Below are 17,840 nucleotides of genomic sequence, written 5' to 3'. Positions count from 1 at the left end.
AAAAAAGCAATTTTCTGCGGGAGCTACGTCATGGCTATCAACGGAGTAGGACCGACCACCCAGAACTTCCAGGTCAACAATGCCGCGGCCGAGCGACGCCTGGCTGAACAGCGCCAGTTGCAGCAGGAAGAGCAGCGCATCCGTGAACAGCAGACGGCGCGCAGCGAGCAAACCAGTACCCGCCGCGAAGAAACCCGTGCCTTGGAGCAATCGCAGTCGGCCGACCTGCAAGACTTCCTGACCCGGCAAGACCTGCTGGCCCAGAACGCCCAGGCCAACCGCCCGACCCCAGGCACGCCGGCACCGGGCAGCATTATTTCCGTTACGGCCTGAAATATCCGCGCAACACAATTTCCGTGTGGTTCTTTCGTGCGACACAGGAATAATGACTGTGTTGAAATGGCATTGTTGTCAAGATTTTCGGCAAATCATCGCCAAGTCTTGATGTTGAACAAGGTTCGCTTCGCAGAGCAGCATGAGAATTTAGCAAGACTGCAAGGCCCTTTCCTCAACACTCCACTGTCAAGAGAGGATTATCATGGCACACCACGCTCTCGCTTCGCAGGAAAGCTACAACCCGAACCACCTGCTGGACATCCTGCTCGGCAAAATGCAATTGAAGAACGACGCTGCGCTCTCGCGCATGCTGGAAGTTGCTCCACCTGTAATCAGTAAGATCCGTCACCACCGCTTGCCAGTCGGCGCTTCGCTGCTGATCCGCATGCATGAAGTGACAGGCATGAGCATTCGCGAACTGCGTGACTTGATGGGCGACCGCCGCACCAAGTACCGCCTGTCGGATGCCCAAGGCCGCCCGAAACCGGAAGACAAGCCAGTCGGCGCGTCGACCCAGGGCGGCATGCCGCAGGCCAGCGCGCACTGAGCGTGCCGGCGCCTTAGGCCATTAGCACCAAGGCAATTTCTTCATATTGCAGTTCCGTTTCGCGGAACAGGTGCAGGAAAGTGTCTTCGCTCAGGTTGAGCGCTTTCCAGGCAATCGGGGAAACGGGCGGCACCAGGTCGTCCGGTTTCCGCACCAGGTCGAGCGCATGCACCAGCGCGTCGGCCACGTGCACGATGGCGGCCAGGAAGCCGGCTCCCGGCGTTCCTGGTTCATGATGGCCGGCAATTGCCAGCCGCATCGTATCGGAAAAATTCCAATGTTCGGCCAACGCCAGTCCGGCTTCGACATGATCGATGCCGAGCACGGCGCGTTCCGCTTCCAGCGGATAGCAATCATGCTCCTGCTGGTAGGCGATCACTGTCGCATACAGGTCCGGGAAGGTCGAGACCAGCACCAGGCGGCCGATATCGTGCAGCAGGCCTGCCGTGAAAGCGTAATCCTGGTTGAAGCGCACGTGGCGCGCCAGCACTTTGGCGCAGGCCGCCGTGGCGATCGAGTGGCGCCAGAACATATTGTGGTCGAAGCCGGGACACATTTTGTCGGCAAAGCAGCCGGTAACGGCAGCTGCCGTAATCAGGTTGCGCGTGCTCTGGAAACCGAGAAAGGTAATCGCTTGCTGGATCGTGGTCACCTTGACCTGCAGCCCGAACAGCGAAGAGTTGGCAAGGCGCAGCGTCTTGGCCGTCAGGGCCTGGTCATGCGATACCTTCCTGGCCAGCACCGCGATATCGATTTCTTCCTGGTCTACGCTGTTAAGCAATTCCATCACCACTGCGGGCAGCGACGGCAGGTCCTCCAGGTTTTTCACCACATCGTCATAACTGAGCTGTTCGCTCATGCAACCTCCTTGCCGACGCGGAATTCGGTGACCAGGGTGTGCAGTACCTGGGCCGCCCAGTCCTCGGCATTGGCGGGATCGTGGCGGCGGAACAGCACGCCGATGCGCGCCAGTTGGGCTGCGCGTTCGGCGGCGCTCTGCGCCGGGTCGGGCGGCGTGTCGTCCACCACGGCCAGCGATTCGATGCCGTGGTCCTGCAAGCGCGCCAGCATGCGCTCGCTCAGCACGGCGCCCGCCGGCAGCAGCACCTGGCCATGCGTGTCCAGCAGTTCGTCTGAAAGCACCATGCCGGGCTCGACTTTAGCGAGGGGCAGGTGGCGGTAAGTGCCCGTCATTTCGTTCTCCATGGTATGCACAACAAATCTTACCTCAGTGATGGAAAGCCATCACCCTTAAAATCTTGCCAAGCAACACTCCATCCCGTACATTGGTGGGAATTCGGGGAGGGAGTGAATGTTTGGTATCCAAGGCCGGCTGACCGCACTGTTCGTGGTGATCGTCACCGTTGTGCTGGGCATTTCCGGTACTTACGCGCAGTACAGCCTGGGCCATGAACTGGAAGTGGCCAACCAGCGCTTGCGCGAAGGGGTGCTGACCCGTTTGCAGACCAGTTTGCCATCTGCCCTGTGGGACCTCGACAAGGCCAAGGTCGACAATATCGTGGCGGCGGAGATGCTGCCGCCGGAACTGGTCGCGATCCGTGTCTATGACACCTCGGTCGGCTTGTTCTCCGGCAAGCGCCGCAAGGACGACGGCAGCATCGCCCCGATCGAATCCGAAACCACCGTGCCGGGAGCGCCGGTGGTGGCCGACCTGGCCTACCGCGATGCCGGCGCCGCCGGCAGTGCATTGAAGCCGGTCATCGTCGGCCGCGTCGTGGTCAATTTCAGCCGCGCCCAGATCGATGCCACGCTGGCCGCCGAAGTGCGGCGCAAGGTGGTGGAAGTACTGACACTGGACCTGATCCTGGTGGTGGCGCTGGCGTTCTCGCTGCGCATCGTGTTCGATCCGCTGAAGAAGCTGCGCGACGGCTTGTTCGAACTGGCCACGCGCGGTTCCGATGAAGTGGAGGAACTGCCGGAAAAGCGCAGCGATGAACTGGGCGATGTGATCCGCGGCTTCAACGCCATCCAGCGCAAGGTGAAGTCCATCATCAAGCGCACGCGCGAAGCGGAAGACCTGGCGCGCCGCTCGGCGCAGGAAACGGCGCAGGCGCTGGACGACCTGCAGCGCACCCAGGAATCGCTGTTGCAGGCCGAGCGCCTGGCGTCCCTGGGTTCGCTGGTGGCCGGTGTGGCGCATGAAATCAATACGCCGGTCGGCATTGCGCTGACCAGCGCCTCGGTGCTGATGGATGCCACCACCGCCGTCGACGAGTCGATGAAGGCCGGCCAGGTGAAGAAGTCGGAGATCCAGAAGTACATCGACACGGCCGGCGAGAGCGCGCGCCTGATCATGAACAACGCCTACCGCGCGGCGCACCTGATCCACAGCTTCAAGCAGATCGCGGTCGACCAGGTCAGCGAAGCGCGCCGCCGCTTCGAGCTGAAGGAGTACATCGGCGAAGTGGTGTCCAGCCTGCAGCCCAAGCTGAAGAAGACCCGCATCGTGGTCGCGATCAACTGTCCCGACGACATCATGCTGGACAGCTACCCCGGCGCCCTGGCCCAGGTCATCACCAACCTCACGCTGAACTGCGTCGAGCACGCCTTCGAGCCTGAGGGCGCGGGCAATATCGATATCAACGTCATCCCCGAAGGCGACAGCATCGAAATGCAGGTGGTCGACAACGGCAAGGGGATCGCCCCCGATATGCTGGACAAGGTGTTCGATCCCTTCGTCACCACCCGGCGCGGGCAGGGCGGCACCGGCCTTGGCCTGAACATTGTCTTCAACCTGATCGTCAAGCAGTTCGGTGGCACCATTTCGGTGTCGAGCACGCAGGGTAAGGGCGCCAGCTTCGTGCTGCGCATCCCGCGCGTGACGCCGGGCGAAGAGAACGGAGACAAGCATCCGGATGCCCCGCTGCACGCCCCCACGGTGAGCTGAGCGCCGCCGCTGGCGCGTCTGCCCCATACTGGGGCCTGCAGGGGGGAAAGTTATGGAAAAGCAGCGCCTGATCGCCTTGCTGCGCGGCATTAATGTCGGACGCGCAAAACGCGTTGCGATGGCCGATCTGCGCAAGGTGCTGAGCGATATGGGTTTCGGCGATGTGCGCACGCTGCTCAACAGCGGCAACGTCGTGTTCGATTGCAGCGCCACCGATGCGGCCGACTGTGCCGCACGCATCGAGGAAGCGCTGGTGCTGAAGCTCGGCGTGCCCGCCAAAGTCACCGTGATCGAGGCCGCCCGGTTGGCTGAGATCGTCCTCGAAAACAGCCTGCAGAACGTGGCCAACGATCATTCGCGCCTGCTGGTGGCGGTCCTCAATAAACCCGACGAAGACCGTGGCAAGCTGGAACCGCTGGCGCGCCAGAGCTGGCATCCGGAGGCCTTCGCCCTGGGCCGCCACGCCGCCTATATCTGGTGCCCGGACGGCGTGCTGGCCAGCCGCGCTGCCGCCGCCATGGGCAAGGCGCTGGGCGACGCGGTCACCTCGCGCAACTGGAGCACCATCAGCAAACTGCACGCGATGGCAAATAATTAGTTGTCGAGTGCCGCATTGAGCGTCTAAAATCGCTTGTCCATGAATTTGTCAGATAAACAATGAGAATTAACGATTCGATAAGGGGGGCGCTGATTCTCGGCGCCGTGGTGCTGGTGCTGGTCATCGGCGGCTTCGCCGTGGCCGACAATGGCTGGCAGAAAGTCAGTTGCATTGGGCGCGCCATTGTCGGTGGTGTCGCATTCAGCAATATCCACAGCGTTTGCGGTTTATGACTCGCGCGCCCGTCGCTCGGTCACCGATTCAACTCCCACTCCCCAGCTATCGGTCTCCACTTCGTCGATGATGACGAAGGTGGTGGCCGGGTCCTTGTCCAGCACCTCCTGCAGCATGCGGGTGGTGCGGACGATCAGTTCCTTCTTCTGTTCCCTGGTCGGGCCGCCTTGTTCGCGGGTGACCTTGATGTTCACGTAGGGCATGTCGCTCTCCTTGCTTACCAGTTGCCGGCCGCGGCGCCATCGTCGACCGTCAGCACATGGCCGGAAATGAACGTGGAATCGGTCAGGTAGAGCACCGCGTCGGCGATGTCTTCGGCCGTGCCCATCTTGTGGGTCGGTACCAGGCCTTTCAGGAATTCCTGGGTACCGGCATCCGGGCTATGCAGCGGGGTGCTGATGATGCCTGGCGCCACCGCATTCACCTTGATGTTCTTGCTGGCCACTTCCAGCGCCAGGGCGCGGGTGGCCATGTTCAGGCCGCCCTTGACCAGTACCGGCAGCAGGGCGCTTGCCTTGGCTGGCGTCACGCCCAGGCTGGCGGTGATGTTGACGATATGGCCGCCGCCGTTGGCTTCCATGTGGCGCACCGCCGCCTGCGCCGGGAACAGGAAGCCCTTCAGGTTGGTCGCCACCAGGGCATCGGTGTCGGCTTCGGTGTAATCGACGGTCGGCTTGGCGATGAAGATGCCGGCGTTATTCACCAGGATGTCGACCTTGCCGAAACGTGCGGCGGCTTTCTCGAACAGGTCCTTGGCGGTGGCAGGAGCGGCAATATCGCCGGCCACCGGCAGGAAGTTGGCCGGATTGCCCAGTTGTGCCGCCGCGCTTTGCAGGCGGTCCATGGTGCGGGCGTTGCCCACCACGTTGTAGCCGCGCGCCAGGTAGGCCTTGGCGATGGCGAAACCGAGGCCGCTGGATGCGCCGGTGACGATTGCTGTCTTGGTCATTTGAAACTCCATGAGTTGGGTTACGGTGAGTCCACTATACTTATGACGCATAAGCGAATAAATACGGCTTCCAGCAATTGACTTGATACATGGGGTAATGAATGCAACGCCACTTCGATGATATGCAGTTGGGCAGCATCGAGCTGTTCGTGCTGGCGGGGGAGCAGGGGAGTTTCACCGCCGCCGCGGCAATGGCGGGCGTGACGCCGGCGGCGGTGAGCCGGTCGATCTCGCGGCTGGAGGAGCGCCTCGGTGTGCGCCTGTTCGTGCGCACCACGCGCCAGATCCGCCTGACTGATGGCGGCAAGGTGTACTTCGAGCAGTGCCGGCAAGCGCTGTCGCAGCTGGTGGAAGCCGAGCGCGAGGTGACGGGGCAGCAGGCCGCGCCATCAGGCAAGCTGCGCATCAGCGTGCCGACGCCGTATGCGCATTACCGTCTGCTGGAACGCATCGCGGCATTCCGCCTGCAGTTTCCGGAGGTGCAGGTGGAAGTCCACATCAGCAACCGCAATATCGATTTCGCGGAAGAGGGCTATGACTTGGCCGTGCGCGGGCGCGCGCCGCAGGATTCGACCCTGATCGCGCGCAAGCTGGAAGATGCGGCGCTGGTGCTGGTTGCATCGCCGTCTTACCTGAAGCGGCGCGGCAAGCCGAAATCGCTGGAGGAGCTGGCCCGGCATGACTGCATCCAGTTCGTGCTGCCCAGCACGGGGCGGCTGATTCCCTGGCAGTTCATGCGCGACGGCGCGCAGATTGAACTGGCAGGCGGCGACGCCATCGTGTGTGCGGAAGACTTCCTCGGCATGGGCACGCTGGCCGTGCATGGCGGCGGTATCGCGCAAACCTATCGCTTCTGCGTGGAGCGCGAACTGGCCAGTGGGGCGCTGCTTGAATTGCTGCCGCAGCATGGCGGCTGTGCGCGTCCTTTCTACCTGATTTACCCGCACGCGCGCCATCTATCGCTGCGGGTGCGCAGCTTCGTCGAATTCCTGCTGCGCTAGCCTTCCTGCTGGCGCTGGCGGAAAGCCGCGACCTTGTTGCGGTTGCCGCATAGCGCCATACTGCACCAGCGGCGCCGATGCGACTTGGTGCGGTCCAGGAACCACAGCGTGCAGGCGTGGTCTTCGCATTTGCGCACCAGCTTGAAATCGGCGGTGGCCAGCAGTTGCGCCGCCGCTTCCGCCAGGGGAGCCAATAACTGCTGCGGCGTGCGGGCAGCGTAGCGGGCCTGCAAGGACAGTCCAGCCCCACTTTCCTCCACCAGCACCATGTGACGCTCGGCGTGCGCCAGCGCCGTGTTCAGCGCGCCGGCGTCGAACCGCGTGCCACCCTTGCGCGCCGCCACGGCGGCACGGACTGTCTCGCGCAGGGCGCGCGCCGCCGCCAGCAGCTCGCCCGGCTTGCCGGGTGCGCCTTCCGGTGCCGTGCTTTGCCCGGCCGCCGCCAGCCATGCCATGACGTCCGCATCGTCATGCCAGGTTTCCTCGCCCTGCACGACGGTATTCAGCAAATCCAGCGCGGGATGGTCGCCATAGAACTCGATCATTTTCCTGTCCTCCTGGTCTATTGTAACCATCAAAATAATGCTTGACAAGTTACGCGGCAGGAGTAATCTGGTAACCATCAAAACAAACTTTAAAAGGTTAATTATGAACCGCACCATCCAGGCCGACGGCGTCAACGTTTTCTACCGCGAAGCGGGCGCGCCGGACGCACCGGCGATCCTGCTGATGCACGGTTTCCCCACCAGTTCCCACATGTTCCGCAACCTGATCCCGTTGCTGGCGACTAAATACCGCGTCATCGCTCCCGACCTGCCAGGCTTCGGCTTCACCGAGGTGCCTGCGGAGCGCCATTACGAATACACCTTCGATAACCTGGCCCGCACCATGGAAGCCTTCCTGCAGGCCATCAAGTTGGATAAATTCGCGCTGTACGTGTTCGACTACGGCGCCCCGGTCGGGCTGCGACTGGCCGCCGCCAAACCGGAACGCGTTACCGCCCTGATTTCACAGAATGGCAATGCCTATCTGGAGGGCTTGAGCGATGGCTGGTCCCCAATGCGCAAACACTGGGCTGACCCGAATGAAGAAAACACCAATGTGATGCGCGGCTTCCTGACGCCGGATGCAACCAAATGGCAATACACCCACGGTGTCGCCGATCCCGCCAGCGTGGCGCCCGAGTCCTACACCCTGGACTCGGCCTTGATGGCGCGCCCCGGCAATATCGACATCCAGCTCAAACTGTTCTACGACTATCGCAAGAACCTCGAGTTGTACCCGGTGTTCCAGGAGTTTTTCCGCAAAGCGCAGCTGCCTACGCTGGCGATTTGGGGCCGGAACGACCCGTTCTTCACCCCACCGGGCGCCGAGGCCTATCGCCGCGACAACCCGAACGCCATCGTGCAATTGCTGGACACCGGCCATTTCGCGCTGGAGACCCACGCCGAGGTGATCGGCAAAGCCATCCATGCCCTGTTAGACTAGACGCTTTCGAGGATAGCCTGACCACGCATCGATGAAGCCATACACCATCGCACTGCTGCTGGCCGGCCTGGCTTTGGCCGGCTGCAGCAGCAAACAAGCCGTTACCTACACGGCCCCCACCACCGCCTCCAACCCGCAAGTGCTCTTGCTCGGAGAGGTGCACGACAACAAGGAAGGCCACAAGCTGCGCTTCGAGGATTTGCGCCAGCGCGTGGAAGCCGGCTGGCGCCCGGTCATCGCGATGGAGCAGTTCGACCGCGAATCGCAAGGCCTGCTGGATGAAGCGCAAAAGGGCTGCCTCGACGCTTCCTGTGTGATCAACGTCATGAACAAGAAAGGGTGGGACTGGCAGCTTTACCACCCGATCATCCAGCTCGCGCTGAGCAACCACCTGCCGCTGGTGGCCGTCAACCTGTCGCGCACCGATGCGTCGAAAGTGGTGCGCGACGGCGTCGCCTCCAGTTTCGATGCCGCCACCGTTGCCGCCTACAAGCTGAAGGACCCGCTGCCGTCGGACCTGCGCCGCGGCCAGGAGAAGGCGATCCAGGAAGGTCATTGCAATATGGCGCCGGACATGATGTTGCCCGGCATGGTCAACGCCCAGGTGGCGCGCGATATCTGGATGGCCAAGCTGATCCGCCAGCAGCAGCCGCGCGATGTGGTCCTCATCGCCGGCAATGGCCATGTGCGCAAGGACATCGGCGTGCCGCGTTGGCTGAACGCTATTGAACCGAAGCTGAACGTGCGCACCATAGGCTTCATCGAGCCGGATGGCCTGCAAGGCAGCTATGACGAAATCCGCAAGGTAGCTGCGCAAAAGCGCACAGACCCCTGCGCCAAATTCAAGTAAACTTTCGGCCCTGCCGACCCCAATCAATCAAGGAGCAAAGAATGCAGATCGCAGGTGAAATGTTGATCGGACGAGCCGCCATCAAAGGCAGCGCAGGCCCGATGAAGGCCACCGACCCGGCCCGCAATATCGAAATCGAGCCAGCATTCGGCATGGCTACGCCGGGAGACCTGCAGCGCGCCTGTGAGCTGGCAGCGCAAGCATTCGACTCCTACCGCGAAACCACGCTGGAAAAGCGTGCGCAATTCCTGGAGCAGGCGGCGCAAAACATCCTCGACATCGGCCCGCAACTGATCGAGCGCGCCATGCAGGAATCCGGCCTGCCGCAAGCTCGCCTGGAAGGCGAGCGCGGCCGCACCGTCACCCAGCTGCGCCTGTTCGCCAAGGTGGTGCGCGACGGCCTGTTCCTGGGCGCGACGCTGGACTCCGCGTTGCCCGAACGCGTGCCGCCACGCTCCGACCTGCGCATGCGCAAGATCGGCGTCGGCCCGGTCGCCGTATTCGGCGCCTCCAATTTCCCGCTGGCGTTCTCGGTAGCCGGGGGCGATACGGCGTCCGCACTGGCCGCCGGCTGTCCGGTAGTAGTGAAAGCCCACCCTGCGCACCTCGGCACCTCTGAGCTGGTGGGCAAGGCGATCCAGAAGGCCGTGGCCGATTGCGGCCTGCATGAAGGGGTGTTCTCGCTGGTGATCGGCGATGTGCAGATCGGTGGCGACCTGGTGGCGCATCCGGCCATCAAGGCGGTCGGTTTCACCGGCTCGCGCGGCGGCGGCCTGGCCCTGGTGCGTATCGCCCAGGCCCGCAAGGAGCCGATTCCCGTGTACGCAGAAATGGCATCGATCAATCCCGTATTCCTGCTGCCGGGCGCGCTGAAAGCTGGCGCATCGCGCATCGCGCAAGGCTTTGCCGATTCGCTGACCTTGGGCTCCGGCCAGTTTTGCACCAATCCGGGCCTGCTGATTGGCCTGGAAGGTCCCGAGTTGAACGAGTTTGCCGCCGCTGCAGTGGCGGCGGTCCAGGCCAAGCCATCGACCACGATGCTGACTCCAGGCATCCACAAGTCGTACGAAGCAGGCGTTGGCAAGCTGTCCTCGCTGGACAAGGTGGAGCTGCTGGCACAAGGCGGCGCGGGCAGTGCCGCCTGCGCGGCACGACCGCACCTGTACAGCACTGACGTCGACACCTTCCTGTCCACGCCAGCGCTGGAAGATGAGAACTTCGGCCCGAGCTCGGTGCTGGTGCGCTGCCGTGACGCGGCCGACCTGCGCCGCATCGCCGAACACGTGGAAGGCCAGTTGACCTCCACCGTGCACGCCACCGCCGACGACCGCGAAATCGCCGCCGGCCTGTTGCCAACGCTGGAGCGCAAGGCTGGCCGCATCCTGTTCAACGGCTTCCCGACCGGCGTTGAAGTGGCGCACGCCATGGTGCACGGCGGCCCGTTCCCGTCGACTTCCGATCCGCGCAGTACCTCGGTCGGCGCTACCGCCATCGACCGCTTCCTGCGTCCGGTGTGCTACCAGGATGCGCCGGAATGGGCGCTGCCATCGACCCTGGCCAACAGCAATCCGCAAAACGTGCCGCGCGTGGTCGACGGCAAGATCCAGCCGGGCGCATAGGCCCGCCGGATCATGGTAAGGTGGGCCGCATGATGGAAACTGTGTACAAGACAGAGCAGCCCACCCGGGCAGGCATTGATGCGCTCACCGGACCTGCGGTGCTGGAATTCGGCACCAACTGGTGCGGCTATTGCCGTGGTGCCCAGCCGGCGATCGCCGAAGCATACCGCGAGTACGCCAACATCCCTCACTTCAAGGTGGAAGACGGTCCTGGCCGCGTGCTGGGCCGTGCCTTCCGCATCAAACTTTGGCCGACTGTGATCTTCCTGAAAGACGGCAAAGAAGTTGCGCGCGTTGTCCGGCCTGAAGACGCCGATGAGTTGCGCGAAGGCTTCGGCCGGATCGCCGGCATTGAACCCTGATTAATTCAAGCGACTTGACTTCGGCCCCAAAAACGATTTAACTATTAACGAATTAGTTAATTTTGTAATTATGGAACTCGATAAAGTCTTTGAAGCGCTCGCGTCGAAACCGCGCCGCCAGATCCTTGCGTACTTGTCTGAAGTTGAGCTTTCCACGTCCGACCTTGCCGAACGATTCGGCATCAGCGCGCCGGCAATTTCGAGGCACTTATCGGTGCTGGAAAACGCTGGCCTGGTCAGCAGCGAAAGGCGAGGGCAGTTCGTGTTCTACAAACTGAACGGCGACAACCTGGTGAACACGTTGACCGGCTACGCGCTGGAGGTCTGTCCGGTAGGGCGTCCGCTCAAACGCGAATCGCGGGCGATGGCTGTGGCAAAAAAGGGAGGCCGGCATGAGAAGGATTCGTAACGTCATAAGAAATCATCGCATCGCAAGCGAGGATCTGGCAGAGGTGTGCGCCGGCCAGGTGCGTTATTCGCCGGTGAAATCGCTCTGGCTGGTGGCGATGTGGGGCGGCGCGGCATTCGGGGCGATCGCGTATCCACAGTTGCCGGCGATGGCGCTGTTTGTCGCTGCCACAGTCTTCGTACTGCTGTTCGGACACTCGCTTGGAAGCCATCGCAAGCTGATTCACAACAGCTTTGCATGTCCCAAATGGCTGGAGTACCTGCTGGTCTGGACTGGTGTGCAAGTGGGCCTGGCCGGACCGATTGGCTTGCTGCGCCAGCACGAGCTGCGTGATTACGCGCAGCGCCAGCGCGACTGCCACCCATACTTGAGGCATGGCGCGGGATTCGGGCGCGATGCCTGGTGGCAGTTGCATTGCGATCTGGTGCTGGACAACCCGCCGGCAATCCACATTGAGCCGCGTATCGCCGGCGACGTGTTCTATCGGTTCCTCGAACGGACATGGATGCTCCAGCAGTTGCCGTTGGCTGTGCTCTTCTATGTATGGGGCGGCTGGGCGTTCGTTTGCTGGGGCGTTTGCGCCCGCGTCGTCGCCGGCGTGACAGGCCATTGGCTGATCGGCTACTTCGCCCATAACCACGGCGATATGTCGTATGAAGTGGACGGCGCAGCAGTCCAGGGCCGCAACATCCGTTGGACGTCGCTATTGACGATGGGGGAGAGCTGGCATAACAACCATCACGCCTTCCCGCATTCGGCGCGGCTTGGGCTGGCGGAAGGGGAGTGGGATCCTGGCTGGTGGGCCTTGCGAGCCTTGGAACACTTTGGATTGGTGAGGGATTTGCAGTTGCCGGACAGGCTGGAAAACAAAAATGGCCTGGACCGTTGCCGGTTCAGGCCACTTCTGATGAATCTTTGGTGGTGATAGGTGGACTTGAACCACCGACCCTAGCATTATGAATGCTATGCTCTAACCAACTGAGCTATATCACCAGAGCCATGCATTATGCGGTGGTTCACATATGTTGTCAATGGTTGATTAATTGGTAATTCAACGTACGGATCATGGCGCCTGCCAAAGTTTTGCCTAGCAAGAAGATTCCTGTGCGAAACGTGACAAAAGCCCTGCTCCCAACACCCTATTGATGGGCTCTCACACCTAGCGAGAAGAGGGCAATGTACTCATGCGCTTGTGCAAACTCGGCTGTTAAATTGTTATCGATGAGGATAGGAAATATAAATGCCTCTCGATCAATTTAGCTGGATGAAAAGAATCAATATTTACGATTAATCATCTATCGCCGGTCAAACGGCGAAGTCTAGGGAGAAGACCATGGGCACCATTACCGGATCCAATGGAAGCGACACGATTACCGGCACCAGCGGGAGTGACATTATCAACAGCGGCAACGGTGATGATCTTGTCAATGGCGGTGCTGGTAGCGACCAGGTCAACGGGGGCGCGGGAAACGATACGCTTATCTACACCGTCTCGGAAAATCTGGGGGGCTTCAAGGATGTGTACACCGGCGGCTCCGGCATCGACACGGTTCGGCTGCAACTGAGTTTCGAACAATGGAACGATCCAGCGGTGCGCTGGGAGTTGGAACGGTATGTGAAGTTTCTTTCTACCGTCAAGGTCAGCCCCCAGGGTGAAGTATCGAACGGATCGGCCAGCGATTTCGTATTCAACTTTGGGACGTCCACGCTGACAGTCCAAATGATGGAGAAGCTGGCAGTTTGGGTGAAACCTGAGTCGGGCGGCAACTACGCCCAGGTTGATTACCTTACGTCACTGATCACCGGCAATGCTGCAGGCACCGCCGTCGAAGCCGGGGGTGTCGGCAATTCAAATCCCGGGGTGCCAACTGTCAGCGGCTTGCTCAAGTCTGACGACTTGAACGGCACTGACAATCTCTTTCAATCCGTGGATGCCGGCAAGGCAGCAAAGTACGGTACTTACAGCGTATCCGCGAATGGCGAGTGGCATTACACGCTAAACAACGCCGACAGTCGCGTGCAGGAACTGGCGGCCAACGATACCCTGAGCGACAGCTTCACCGTGACCAGTGCTGATGGGGCGGTTAAAGTCATTACCATCACCATTGTGGGCAGCAATGATGCGCCGGTGGTGACGGGAGCGGTGACTGGCGGTGCGACCGAGGACGGTGCGGTAGTAACGCTCAACGCACTAGCCAATGCGTCGGATGTGGATGCCGGCACGACTTTGGCGGTGGTGTCAGTACCAGTTGTCCTGCCGGCAGGTGTCAGCTACAACGTCGGGACACACAGTTTCACGCTGGATCCCAGCCATGCGGATTATCAGAGTTTGGCAGCAGGCCAGGCGAAAGAGGTGACGGTCAGCTATCAGGTGTCCGACGGCATCACGAGCACTCCAGCATCGGTGAAGTTCACCGTCACCGGCACCAACGATGCGCCGGTGGTGACGGGTGCGGTGACTGGCAGTGCGACTGAGGACGGTGTGGCAGTGACGCTCAATGCACTGGCCAACGCGTCGGATGTCGATGCCGGCACGACACTCATGGTGCAATCGGTGCCAGCTGTTCTGCCGGCAGGTGTCAGTTACGATGCAGGGACGCACAGCTTCACGTTGGATCCAAGCCACTCTGACTATCAGAGCCTCGCTCAAGGCCAGTTGAAAGAAGTAACGGTTAGCTATCAAGTATCCGACGGCATCACGACCACTCCAGCATCAGTGAAATTCACCGTCACCGGCACCAACGATGCGCCGGTGGTGACGGGTGCAGTGACTGGCGGCGCGACTGAAGACGATGTGATGGTAACGCTCGATGCGCTGGCTAATGCATCGGATGTCGATGCTGGCACAACACTCATGGTGGAATCGGTACCGGCTGTTCTACCGGAAGGTGTCAGCTACGACGCCGGTACGCACAGCTTCACGCTGGACCCAAGCCATGCGGACTATCAAAGCCTCGCGCAAGGCCAGGCGAAAGAGGTAATGGTCAGCTATCAAGTCTCTGACGGCATTACGACGACTCCTGCATCGGTGAAGTTCACCGTCACCGGCACCAACGATGCGCCGGTGGTAACGGGCGCGGTGACTGGCAGCGCGACTGAAGACGATGTGATGGTGACGCTCGATGCACTGGCTAATGCATCGGATGTCGATGCTGGCACAACACTCATGGTGGAGTCTGTACCGGCTGTTCTACCGGCAGGCGTTAGTTACGATGCAGGGACGCACAGCTTCACGCTGGACCCAAGCCATCCAGACTTTCAGAGCTTGGCCCAAGGTCAGACTAAAGAGGTGATGGTCAGCTATCAAGTCTCTGACGGCATCACGACCACTCCGGCATCAGTGAAATTCACCGTCACCGGCACCAACGATGTACCAATGGTAACGGGCGCGGTGACTGGTAGCGCGACTGAAGACGGTGTGATGGTGACGCTCAATGCGCTGGCCAACGCCTCGGATGTGGATGCCGGCACGACACTCATGGTGGAATCGGTGCCGGCCGTACTGCCGGCAGGTGTCAGTTACGACGCTGGGACGCACAGCTTTACGCTGGATCCAAGCGATGTAGGTTATCAGAACCTAGCGCAAGGCCAGTTGAAAGAAGTAACGGTCAGCTATCAAGTGTCCGACGGCATCACGACCACTCCAGCATTAGTGAAGTTCTCCGTCACCGGCACCAACGATGCACCGGTGGTGACAGGTGCAGTGACTGGCAGTGCGACTGAAGACGATGTGATGGTGACGCTCAATGCACTGGCCAACGCGTCGGATGTCGATGCTGGCACAACACTCATGGTGGAATCGGTGCCGGCCGTACTGCCGGCAGGTGTCAGTTATGACGCCGGGACGCATAGCTTCACACTGGACCCAAGCCATTCTGACTATCAGAGCCTAGCGCAAGGCCAAGCCAAAGAGGTGATGGTCAGCTATCAAGTCTCTGACGGCATCACGACCACTCTGGCATCAGCGAAGTTCACCGTCACCGGCACCAACGATGTACCAATGGTAACGGGCGCGGTGACTGGTAGCGCGACTGAAGACGGTGTGATGGTGACGCTGAATGCGCTGGCCAACGCCTCGGATGTGGACGCCGGCACGAATTTGACGGTGGATTCAGTTCCCGCTGTACTGCCCGCAGGTGTCAGTTATGACGCCGGGACGCACAGCTTCACGTTGGATCCAAGCCATTCTGACTATCAGAGTTTGGCGCAAGCCCAGACTAAAGAGGTAACGGTCAGCTATCAAGTGTCTGACGGCATCACGACCACGCCGGCATCAGTGAAATTCACCGTCACCGGCACCAACGATGCGCCGGTGGTGACGGGTGCGGTGACTGGCAGTGCGACTGAAGACGGTGTGGCAGTGACGCTCAATGCGCTGGCCCACGCGTCGGATGTAGATGCCGGCACGACACTCATGGTGCAATCGGTTCCGGCTGTACTGCCGGCAGGTGTTATTTACGATGTCGGGACGCATAGCTTTACGCTCGATCCAAGCCATGCGGACTATCAAAGCCTCGCACAAGGCCAGACTAAAGAAGTGATGGTCAGCTATCAGGTATCCGACGGCATCACGACCACTCCGGCATCGGCGAAATTCACTGTCACCGGCATCAATGATGCGCCGGTCCTGAATATGGCGGCATCTCCTGTCATGACAAATGTTGTCGAAGATGCCGGGGCCCCAATCGGCGCGGTGGGCACGCTCGTTTCAGGCCTGGTCAATCTGAATCCACCGCTTGGCGGCCTCGATAATGTGACTGATGCGGATACTGGTGCACTCACCGGTATCGCGTTGACTGGTACTAACGCCACTAGCGGAACATGGTGGTATTCCACCAACGGCGGTGCCAATTGGGCGACGGTTGGCACGGTGTCGAATTCGTCTGCGTTGTTGCTGTCCGCGGATGCGAACACCAGAATCTACTTCCAGGGCAATTTGGACTTCAATGGAACTGTCAGCGACGGCCTGACTTTCCGTGCCTGGGATCGTAGCAGCGGAACGGCGGGAACAAAGGTCAGCACAACCACGAATGGTGGCAGCTCGGCCTTCTCTGCGGCTACCGACACTGCCGCCATCACCATCATTGACGACAACTTTGCTCCCGTTTCCGCTGGCGACCGGATCATCGTCTCAAGCAACACTAACGTCACGATTTCAACGAGCGCGCTGCTGGCAAACGATATCGATATTGACGGTTCCGCGTTGACGATCACCAGCGTGAGCGCCGCATCTGGGATCAGCAACTTATCGTTGACCAGCAACGGCATTACCTTCAAAAGCGGCGGTGCGGCCGGCACATCGGTTGGCAGTTTCCAATACACGGTGTCGGATGGCCGGGGTGGAACCGCGACAGGTACGGTATTGATCGACGTGAAGGCAGTCACCAGCAGCGGCGGTGGCGACACGATTGATCTCAGCGGAGCTGGTAACTACCAGGCTTCCTATATTGATGCCGATAACGGGGCGGATACCCTGACCGGCGGTGCGCCAGGCGACAGCTTCTACGGTGGGGCCGGAAATGCGGTAGATACGTTGAGGGGATTCGGCGGCAACGATCTTCTGGTCGGCGAAGGTGGCAACGACGATTTGTCTGGTGGGGCCGGCAACGACATTCTGCGCGGAGGCAGCGGCGACGACGCGATTGACGGCGGCGACGGCAGCGAGGACATGCTCGACATGTCCGACGGCAGCGCGCTGACCAATTTCACGCTGGTTCAAAGTATCAACGCTACGAACACTAGCGGTGCGGGTGGCCTTGGCAATGACTTGTACAAGAACGTGGAGGGCGTCATCGGTAGCTCCTCGAACGACACCATCAACGGTAGCTCCGGCAATGACATCATCCGCGGTGGTGCGGGTAACGACACGCTTGACGGTAAAGGCGGTAAGGACCTGCTTGACTTTTCCGATGCTACGGCGGGTATCACTTTTACGATGGGTCTTAATGGTGCCGGAACATTCAGCGCAGCGGGCCTTGGCAACGATACATACGCCAGTTTCGAGGGTGTGATTGGCACGGCCTTCGCCGATACCTTGACAGGGTTGGCGACCGCTGATGAACTGCGCGGTGGCGCAGGCAACGATACGATCAATGGCCAGGCAGGCGCCGACCGCATCGTCGGCGGCGCTGGTGCCGACACGCTCACCGGCGGTGCCGACAACGACACTTTCGTCTTCGATACGGCACCCAACGCCGTCGATTCGATTACGGACTTCAATGCATCTGGTTCGGCTGCGAGTGGAGACATGATCGAATTGTCGCTGGCAGTGTTTGCAGGAATCACGACAACGGCGGGCAATGGCCTGTCATCATCCGAATTCGCTATGTCTGCCGGCGGTGGTGTCACCGACCTGGTGGGCGCCGGCGTAAGAGTGATCTACGACAGCGTAACGGGCAACCTTTACTATGACTCGGATGGACAAGGCTCTGGAGGCCGCTCCCTGGTCGCGAAACTGGTGCTGACAGATCCGTCTGACACCTTCGACTACAACGACATCAAGGTTGGTTCATGAACTGCTAACAGCACGGGTGAATCTC

General features: G+C 60.8%; 18 protein-coding genes and 1 tRNA gene. 13 read left to right on the top strand and 6 right to left on the bottom strand.

The window, feature by feature from the left end; genetic code table 11:
• Nucleotides 1-30 precede the first annotated feature (30 nt).
• Together BM269_RS01495 and BM269_RS01490 are read left to right on the top strand one after the other, a co-directional pair.
• Nucleotides 31-333, top strand: coding sequence for a hypothetical protein (locus BM269_RS01495; protein ID WP_090434924.1), 303 nt, complete (start codon nt 31-33; stop codon nt 331-333).
• Nucleotides 334-538: 205 nt separating this feature from the next.
• Nucleotides 539-883 carry a hypothetical protein gene (locus BM269_RS01490; protein ID WP_055929479.1) on the top strand — a complete coding sequence of 115 codons (345 nt, stop codon included), beginning with the start codon at nt 539-541 and terminating at the stop codon, nt 881-883.
• Nucleotides 884-896: 13 nt separating this feature from the next.
• Here BM269_RS01490 and BM269_RS01485 read toward each other — a convergent pair whose 3' ends face one another.
• Both BM269_RS01485 and BM269_RS01480 read right to left on the bottom strand, forming a co-directional pair.
• Complete coding sequence (locus tag BM269_RS01485; RefSeq protein WP_090434920.1) at nt 897-1,742, bottom strand: HDOD domain-containing protein; 846 nt, start codon at nt 1,740-1,742, stop codon at nt 897-899.
• Complete coding sequence (locus BM269_RS01480; protein WP_090434917.1) at nt 1,739-2,077, bottom strand: hypothetical protein; 339 nt, start codon at nt 2,075-2,077, stop codon at nt 1,739-1,741. Before BM269_RS01480 ends, BM269_RS01485 begins: the two co-directional genes overlap by 4 nt.
• A 118-nt stretch (nt 2,078-2,195) precedes the next feature.
• On the opposite strand from BM269_RS01480, the gene BM269_RS01475 reads away from it, so the two are divergent.
• From BM269_RS01475 to BM269_RS29330, 3 genes are read left to right on the top strand one after another with little or no spacing between them, the layout of a single operon-like run.
• Entirely contained in the window at nt 2,196-3,791 is a 1,596-nt protein-coding gene (locus BM269_RS01475) for a sensor histidine kinase (protein WP_090434914.1), read from the top strand.
• Between the two features lie 52 nt (nt 3,792-3,843).
• Nucleotides 3,844-4,389, top strand: a complete 546-nt coding sequence (locus BM269_RS01470; protein WP_090434911.1) for a DUF1697 domain-containing protein — start codon at nt 3,844-3,846, stop codon at nt 4,387-4,389.
• A 59-nt stretch (nt 4,390-4,448) separates the two neighbouring features.
• On the top strand, nt 4,449-4,622 hold the full coding sequence (locus tag BM269_RS29330; protein ID WP_170860251.1) for a hypothetical protein: 174 nt from the start codon (nt 4,449-4,451) through the stop codon (nt 4,620-4,622).
• On the opposite strand, the gene BM269_RS01465 is transcribed toward BM269_RS29330, so the two are convergent.
• Nucleotides 4,617-4,826: a tautomerase family protein gene (locus BM269_RS01465; RefSeq protein WP_090434908.1), complete on the bottom strand. Its 210-nt coding sequence runs from the start codon at nt 4,824-4,826 to the stop codon at nt 4,617-4,619. The two genes, BM269_RS29330 and BM269_RS01465, sit on opposite strands and share 6 nt — an antisense overlap.
• 14 nt (nt 4,827-4,840) lie before the next feature.
• A complete protein-coding gene (locus BM269_RS01460) occupies nt 4,841-5,572 on the bottom strand; it encodes an SDR family NAD(P)-dependent oxidoreductase (RefSeq protein WP_090434905.1) in 732 nt (243 codons plus the stop codon).
• 101 nt (nt 5,573-5,673) lie between these two features.
• Here BM269_RS01460 and BM269_RS01455 point away from each other — a divergent pair, with 101 nt between their 5' ends.
• Nucleotides 5,674-6,573, top strand: coding sequence for a LysR family transcriptional regulator (locus tag BM269_RS01455; protein ID WP_090434902.1), 900 nt, complete (start codon nt 5,674-5,676; stop codon nt 6,571-6,573).
• Here BM269_RS01455 and BM269_RS01450 read toward each other — a convergent pair.
• The gene (locus BM269_RS01450; RefSeq protein WP_229204452.1) at nt 6,570-7,118 is read right to left on the bottom strand and encodes a CGNR zinc finger domain-containing protein; all 549 of its coding nucleotides are present in this window, start codon (nt 7,116-7,118) and stop codon (nt 6,570-6,572) included. The two genes, BM269_RS01455 and BM269_RS01450, sit on opposite strands and share 4 nt — an antisense overlap.
• Before the next feature lie 103 nt (nt 7,119-7,221).
• Between BM269_RS01450 and BM269_RS01445 the strand changes: the two genes are divergently transcribed.
• The 6 genes from BM269_RS01445 to BM269_RS01420 all read left to right on the top strand — a co-directional run bounded on the left by BM269_RS01445 (nt 7,222) and on the right by BM269_RS01420 (nt 12,226).
• On the top strand, nt 7,222-8,061 hold the full coding sequence (locus BM269_RS01445) for an alpha/beta fold hydrolase (protein ID WP_170860250.1): 840 nt from the start codon (nt 7,222-7,224) through the stop codon (nt 8,059-8,061).
• Between the two features lie 31 nt (nt 8,062-8,092).
• On the top strand, nt 8,093-8,911 hold the full coding sequence (locus BM269_RS01440) for a ChaN family lipoprotein (protein WP_090434892.1): 819 nt from the start codon (nt 8,093-8,095) through the stop codon (nt 8,909-8,911).
• A 41-nt stretch (nt 8,912-8,952) separates the two neighbouring features.
• Nucleotides 8,953-10,530 carry an aldehyde dehydrogenase (NADP(+)) gene (locus BM269_RS01435; RefSeq protein ID WP_090434889.1) on the top strand — a complete coding sequence of 526 codons (1,578 nt, stop codon included), beginning with the start codon at nt 8,953-8,955 and terminating at the stop codon, nt 10,528-10,530.
• 32 nt (nt 10,531-10,562) lie between these two features.
• A complete protein-coding gene (locus BM269_RS01430) occupies nt 10,563-10,892 on the top strand; it encodes a thioredoxin family protein (RefSeq protein WP_090435572.1) in 330 nt (109 codons plus the stop codon).
• Nucleotides 10,893-10,962: 70 nt separating this feature from the next.
• Complete coding sequence (locus tag BM269_RS01425; protein WP_090434886.1) at nt 10,963-11,301, top strand: ArsR/SmtB family transcription factor; 339 nt, start codon at nt 10,963-10,965, stop codon at nt 11,299-11,301.
• On the top strand, nt 11,285-12,226 hold the full coding sequence (locus BM269_RS01420) for an acyl-CoA desaturase (RefSeq protein ID WP_090434883.1): 942 nt from the start codon (nt 11,285-11,287) through the stop codon (nt 12,224-12,226). Before BM269_RS01425 ends, BM269_RS01420 begins: the two co-directional genes overlap by 17 nt.
• Here BM269_RS01420 and BM269_RS01415 read toward each other — a convergent pair.
• Nucleotides 12,218-12,294, bottom strand: a tRNA-Met gene (locus tag BM269_RS01415). The genes BM269_RS01420 and BM269_RS01415 overlap by 9 nt on opposite strands.
• A gap of 340 nt (nt 12,295-12,634) precedes the next feature.
• Between BM269_RS01415 and BM269_RS01410 the strand changes: the two genes are divergently transcribed.
• Complete coding sequence (locus BM269_RS01410) at nt 12,635-17,815, top strand: VCBS domain-containing protein (RefSeq protein ID WP_090434881.1); 5,181 nt, start codon at nt 12,635-12,637, stop codon at nt 17,813-17,815.
• The last annotated feature ends 25 nt before the right edge of the window (nt 17,816-17,840 follow it).

Source organism: Duganella sp. CF458 (assembly GCF_900113115.1).
Classification (GTDB): domain Bacteria; phylum Pseudomonadota; class Gammaproteobacteria; order Burkholderiales; family Burkholderiaceae_D; genus Rugamonas.
This window is presented reverse-complemented; position numbering and strand designations above follow the sequence as displayed.

Excerpts from the sequence above, each read along its gene's own strand:
- BM269_RS01410 (WP_090434881.1), top strand. The coding sequence starts at position 12,635 with ATGGGCACCATTACCGGATCCAATGGAAGCGACACGATTACCGGCACC.
- BM269_RS29330 (WP_170860251.1), top strand. The coding sequence starts at position 4,449 with ATGAGAATTAACGATTCGATAAGGGGGGCGCTGATTCTCGGCGCCGTG.
- BM269_RS01440 (WP_090434892.1), top strand. The coding sequence starts at position 8,093 with ATGAAGCCATACACCATCGCACTGCTGCTGGCCGGCCTGGCTTTGGCC.
- BM269_RS01420 (WP_090434883.1), top strand. The coding sequence starts at position 11,285 with ATGAGAAGGATTCGTAACGTCATAAGAAATCATCGCATCGCAAGCGAG.
- BM269_RS01480 (WP_090434917.1), bottom strand. The coding sequence starts at position 2,077 with ATGACGGGCACTTACCGCCACCTGCCCCTCGCTAAAGTCGAGCCCGGC.
- BM269_RS01435 (WP_090434889.1), top strand. The coding sequence starts at position 8,953 with ATGCAGATCGCAGGTGAAATGTTGATCGGACGAGCCGCCATCAAAGGC.
- BM269_RS01495 (WP_090434924.1), top strand. The coding sequence starts at position 31 with ATGGCTATCAACGGAGTAGGACCGACCACCCAGAACTTCCAGGTCAAC.
- BM269_RS01490 (WP_055929479.1), top strand. The coding sequence starts at position 539 with ATGGCACACCACGCTCTCGCTTCGCAGGAAAGCTACAACCCGAACCAC.
- BM269_RS01450 (WP_229204452.1), bottom strand. The coding sequence starts at position 7,118 with ATGATCGAGTTCTATGGCGACCATCCCGCGCTGGATTTGCTGAATACC.
- BM269_RS01445 (WP_170860250.1), top strand. The coding sequence starts at position 7,222 with ATGAACCGCACCATCCAGGCCGACGGCGTCAACGTTTTCTACCGCGAA.
- BM269_RS01425 (WP_090434886.1), top strand. The coding sequence starts at position 10,963 with ATGGAACTCGATAAAGTCTTTGAAGCGCTCGCGTCGAAACCGCGCCGC.
- BM269_RS01475 (WP_090434914.1), top strand. The coding sequence starts at position 2,196 with ATGTTTGGTATCCAAGGCCGGCTGACCGCACTGTTCGTGGTGATCGTC.
- BM269_RS01430 (WP_090435572.1), top strand. The coding sequence starts at position 10,563 with ATGGAAACTGTGTACAAGACAGAGCAGCCCACCCGGGCAGGCATTGAT.
- BM269_RS01460 (WP_090434905.1), bottom strand. The coding sequence starts at position 5,572 with ATGACCAAGACAGCAATCGTCACCGGCGCATCCAGCGGCCTCGGTTTC.
- BM269_RS01470 (WP_090434911.1), top strand. The coding sequence starts at position 3,844 with ATGGAAAAGCAGCGCCTGATCGCCTTGCTGCGCGGCATTAATGTCGGA.
- BM269_RS01465 (WP_090434908.1), bottom strand. The coding sequence starts at position 4,826 with ATGCCCTACGTGAACATCAAGGTCACCCGCGAACAAGGCGGCCCGACC.
- BM269_RS01485 (WP_090434920.1), bottom strand. The coding sequence starts at position 1,742 with ATGAGCGAACAGCTCAGTTATGACGATGTGGTGAAAAACCTGGAGGAC.
- BM269_RS01455 (WP_090434902.1), top strand. The coding sequence starts at position 5,674 with ATGCAACGCCACTTCGATGATATGCAGTTGGGCAGCATCGAGCTGTTC.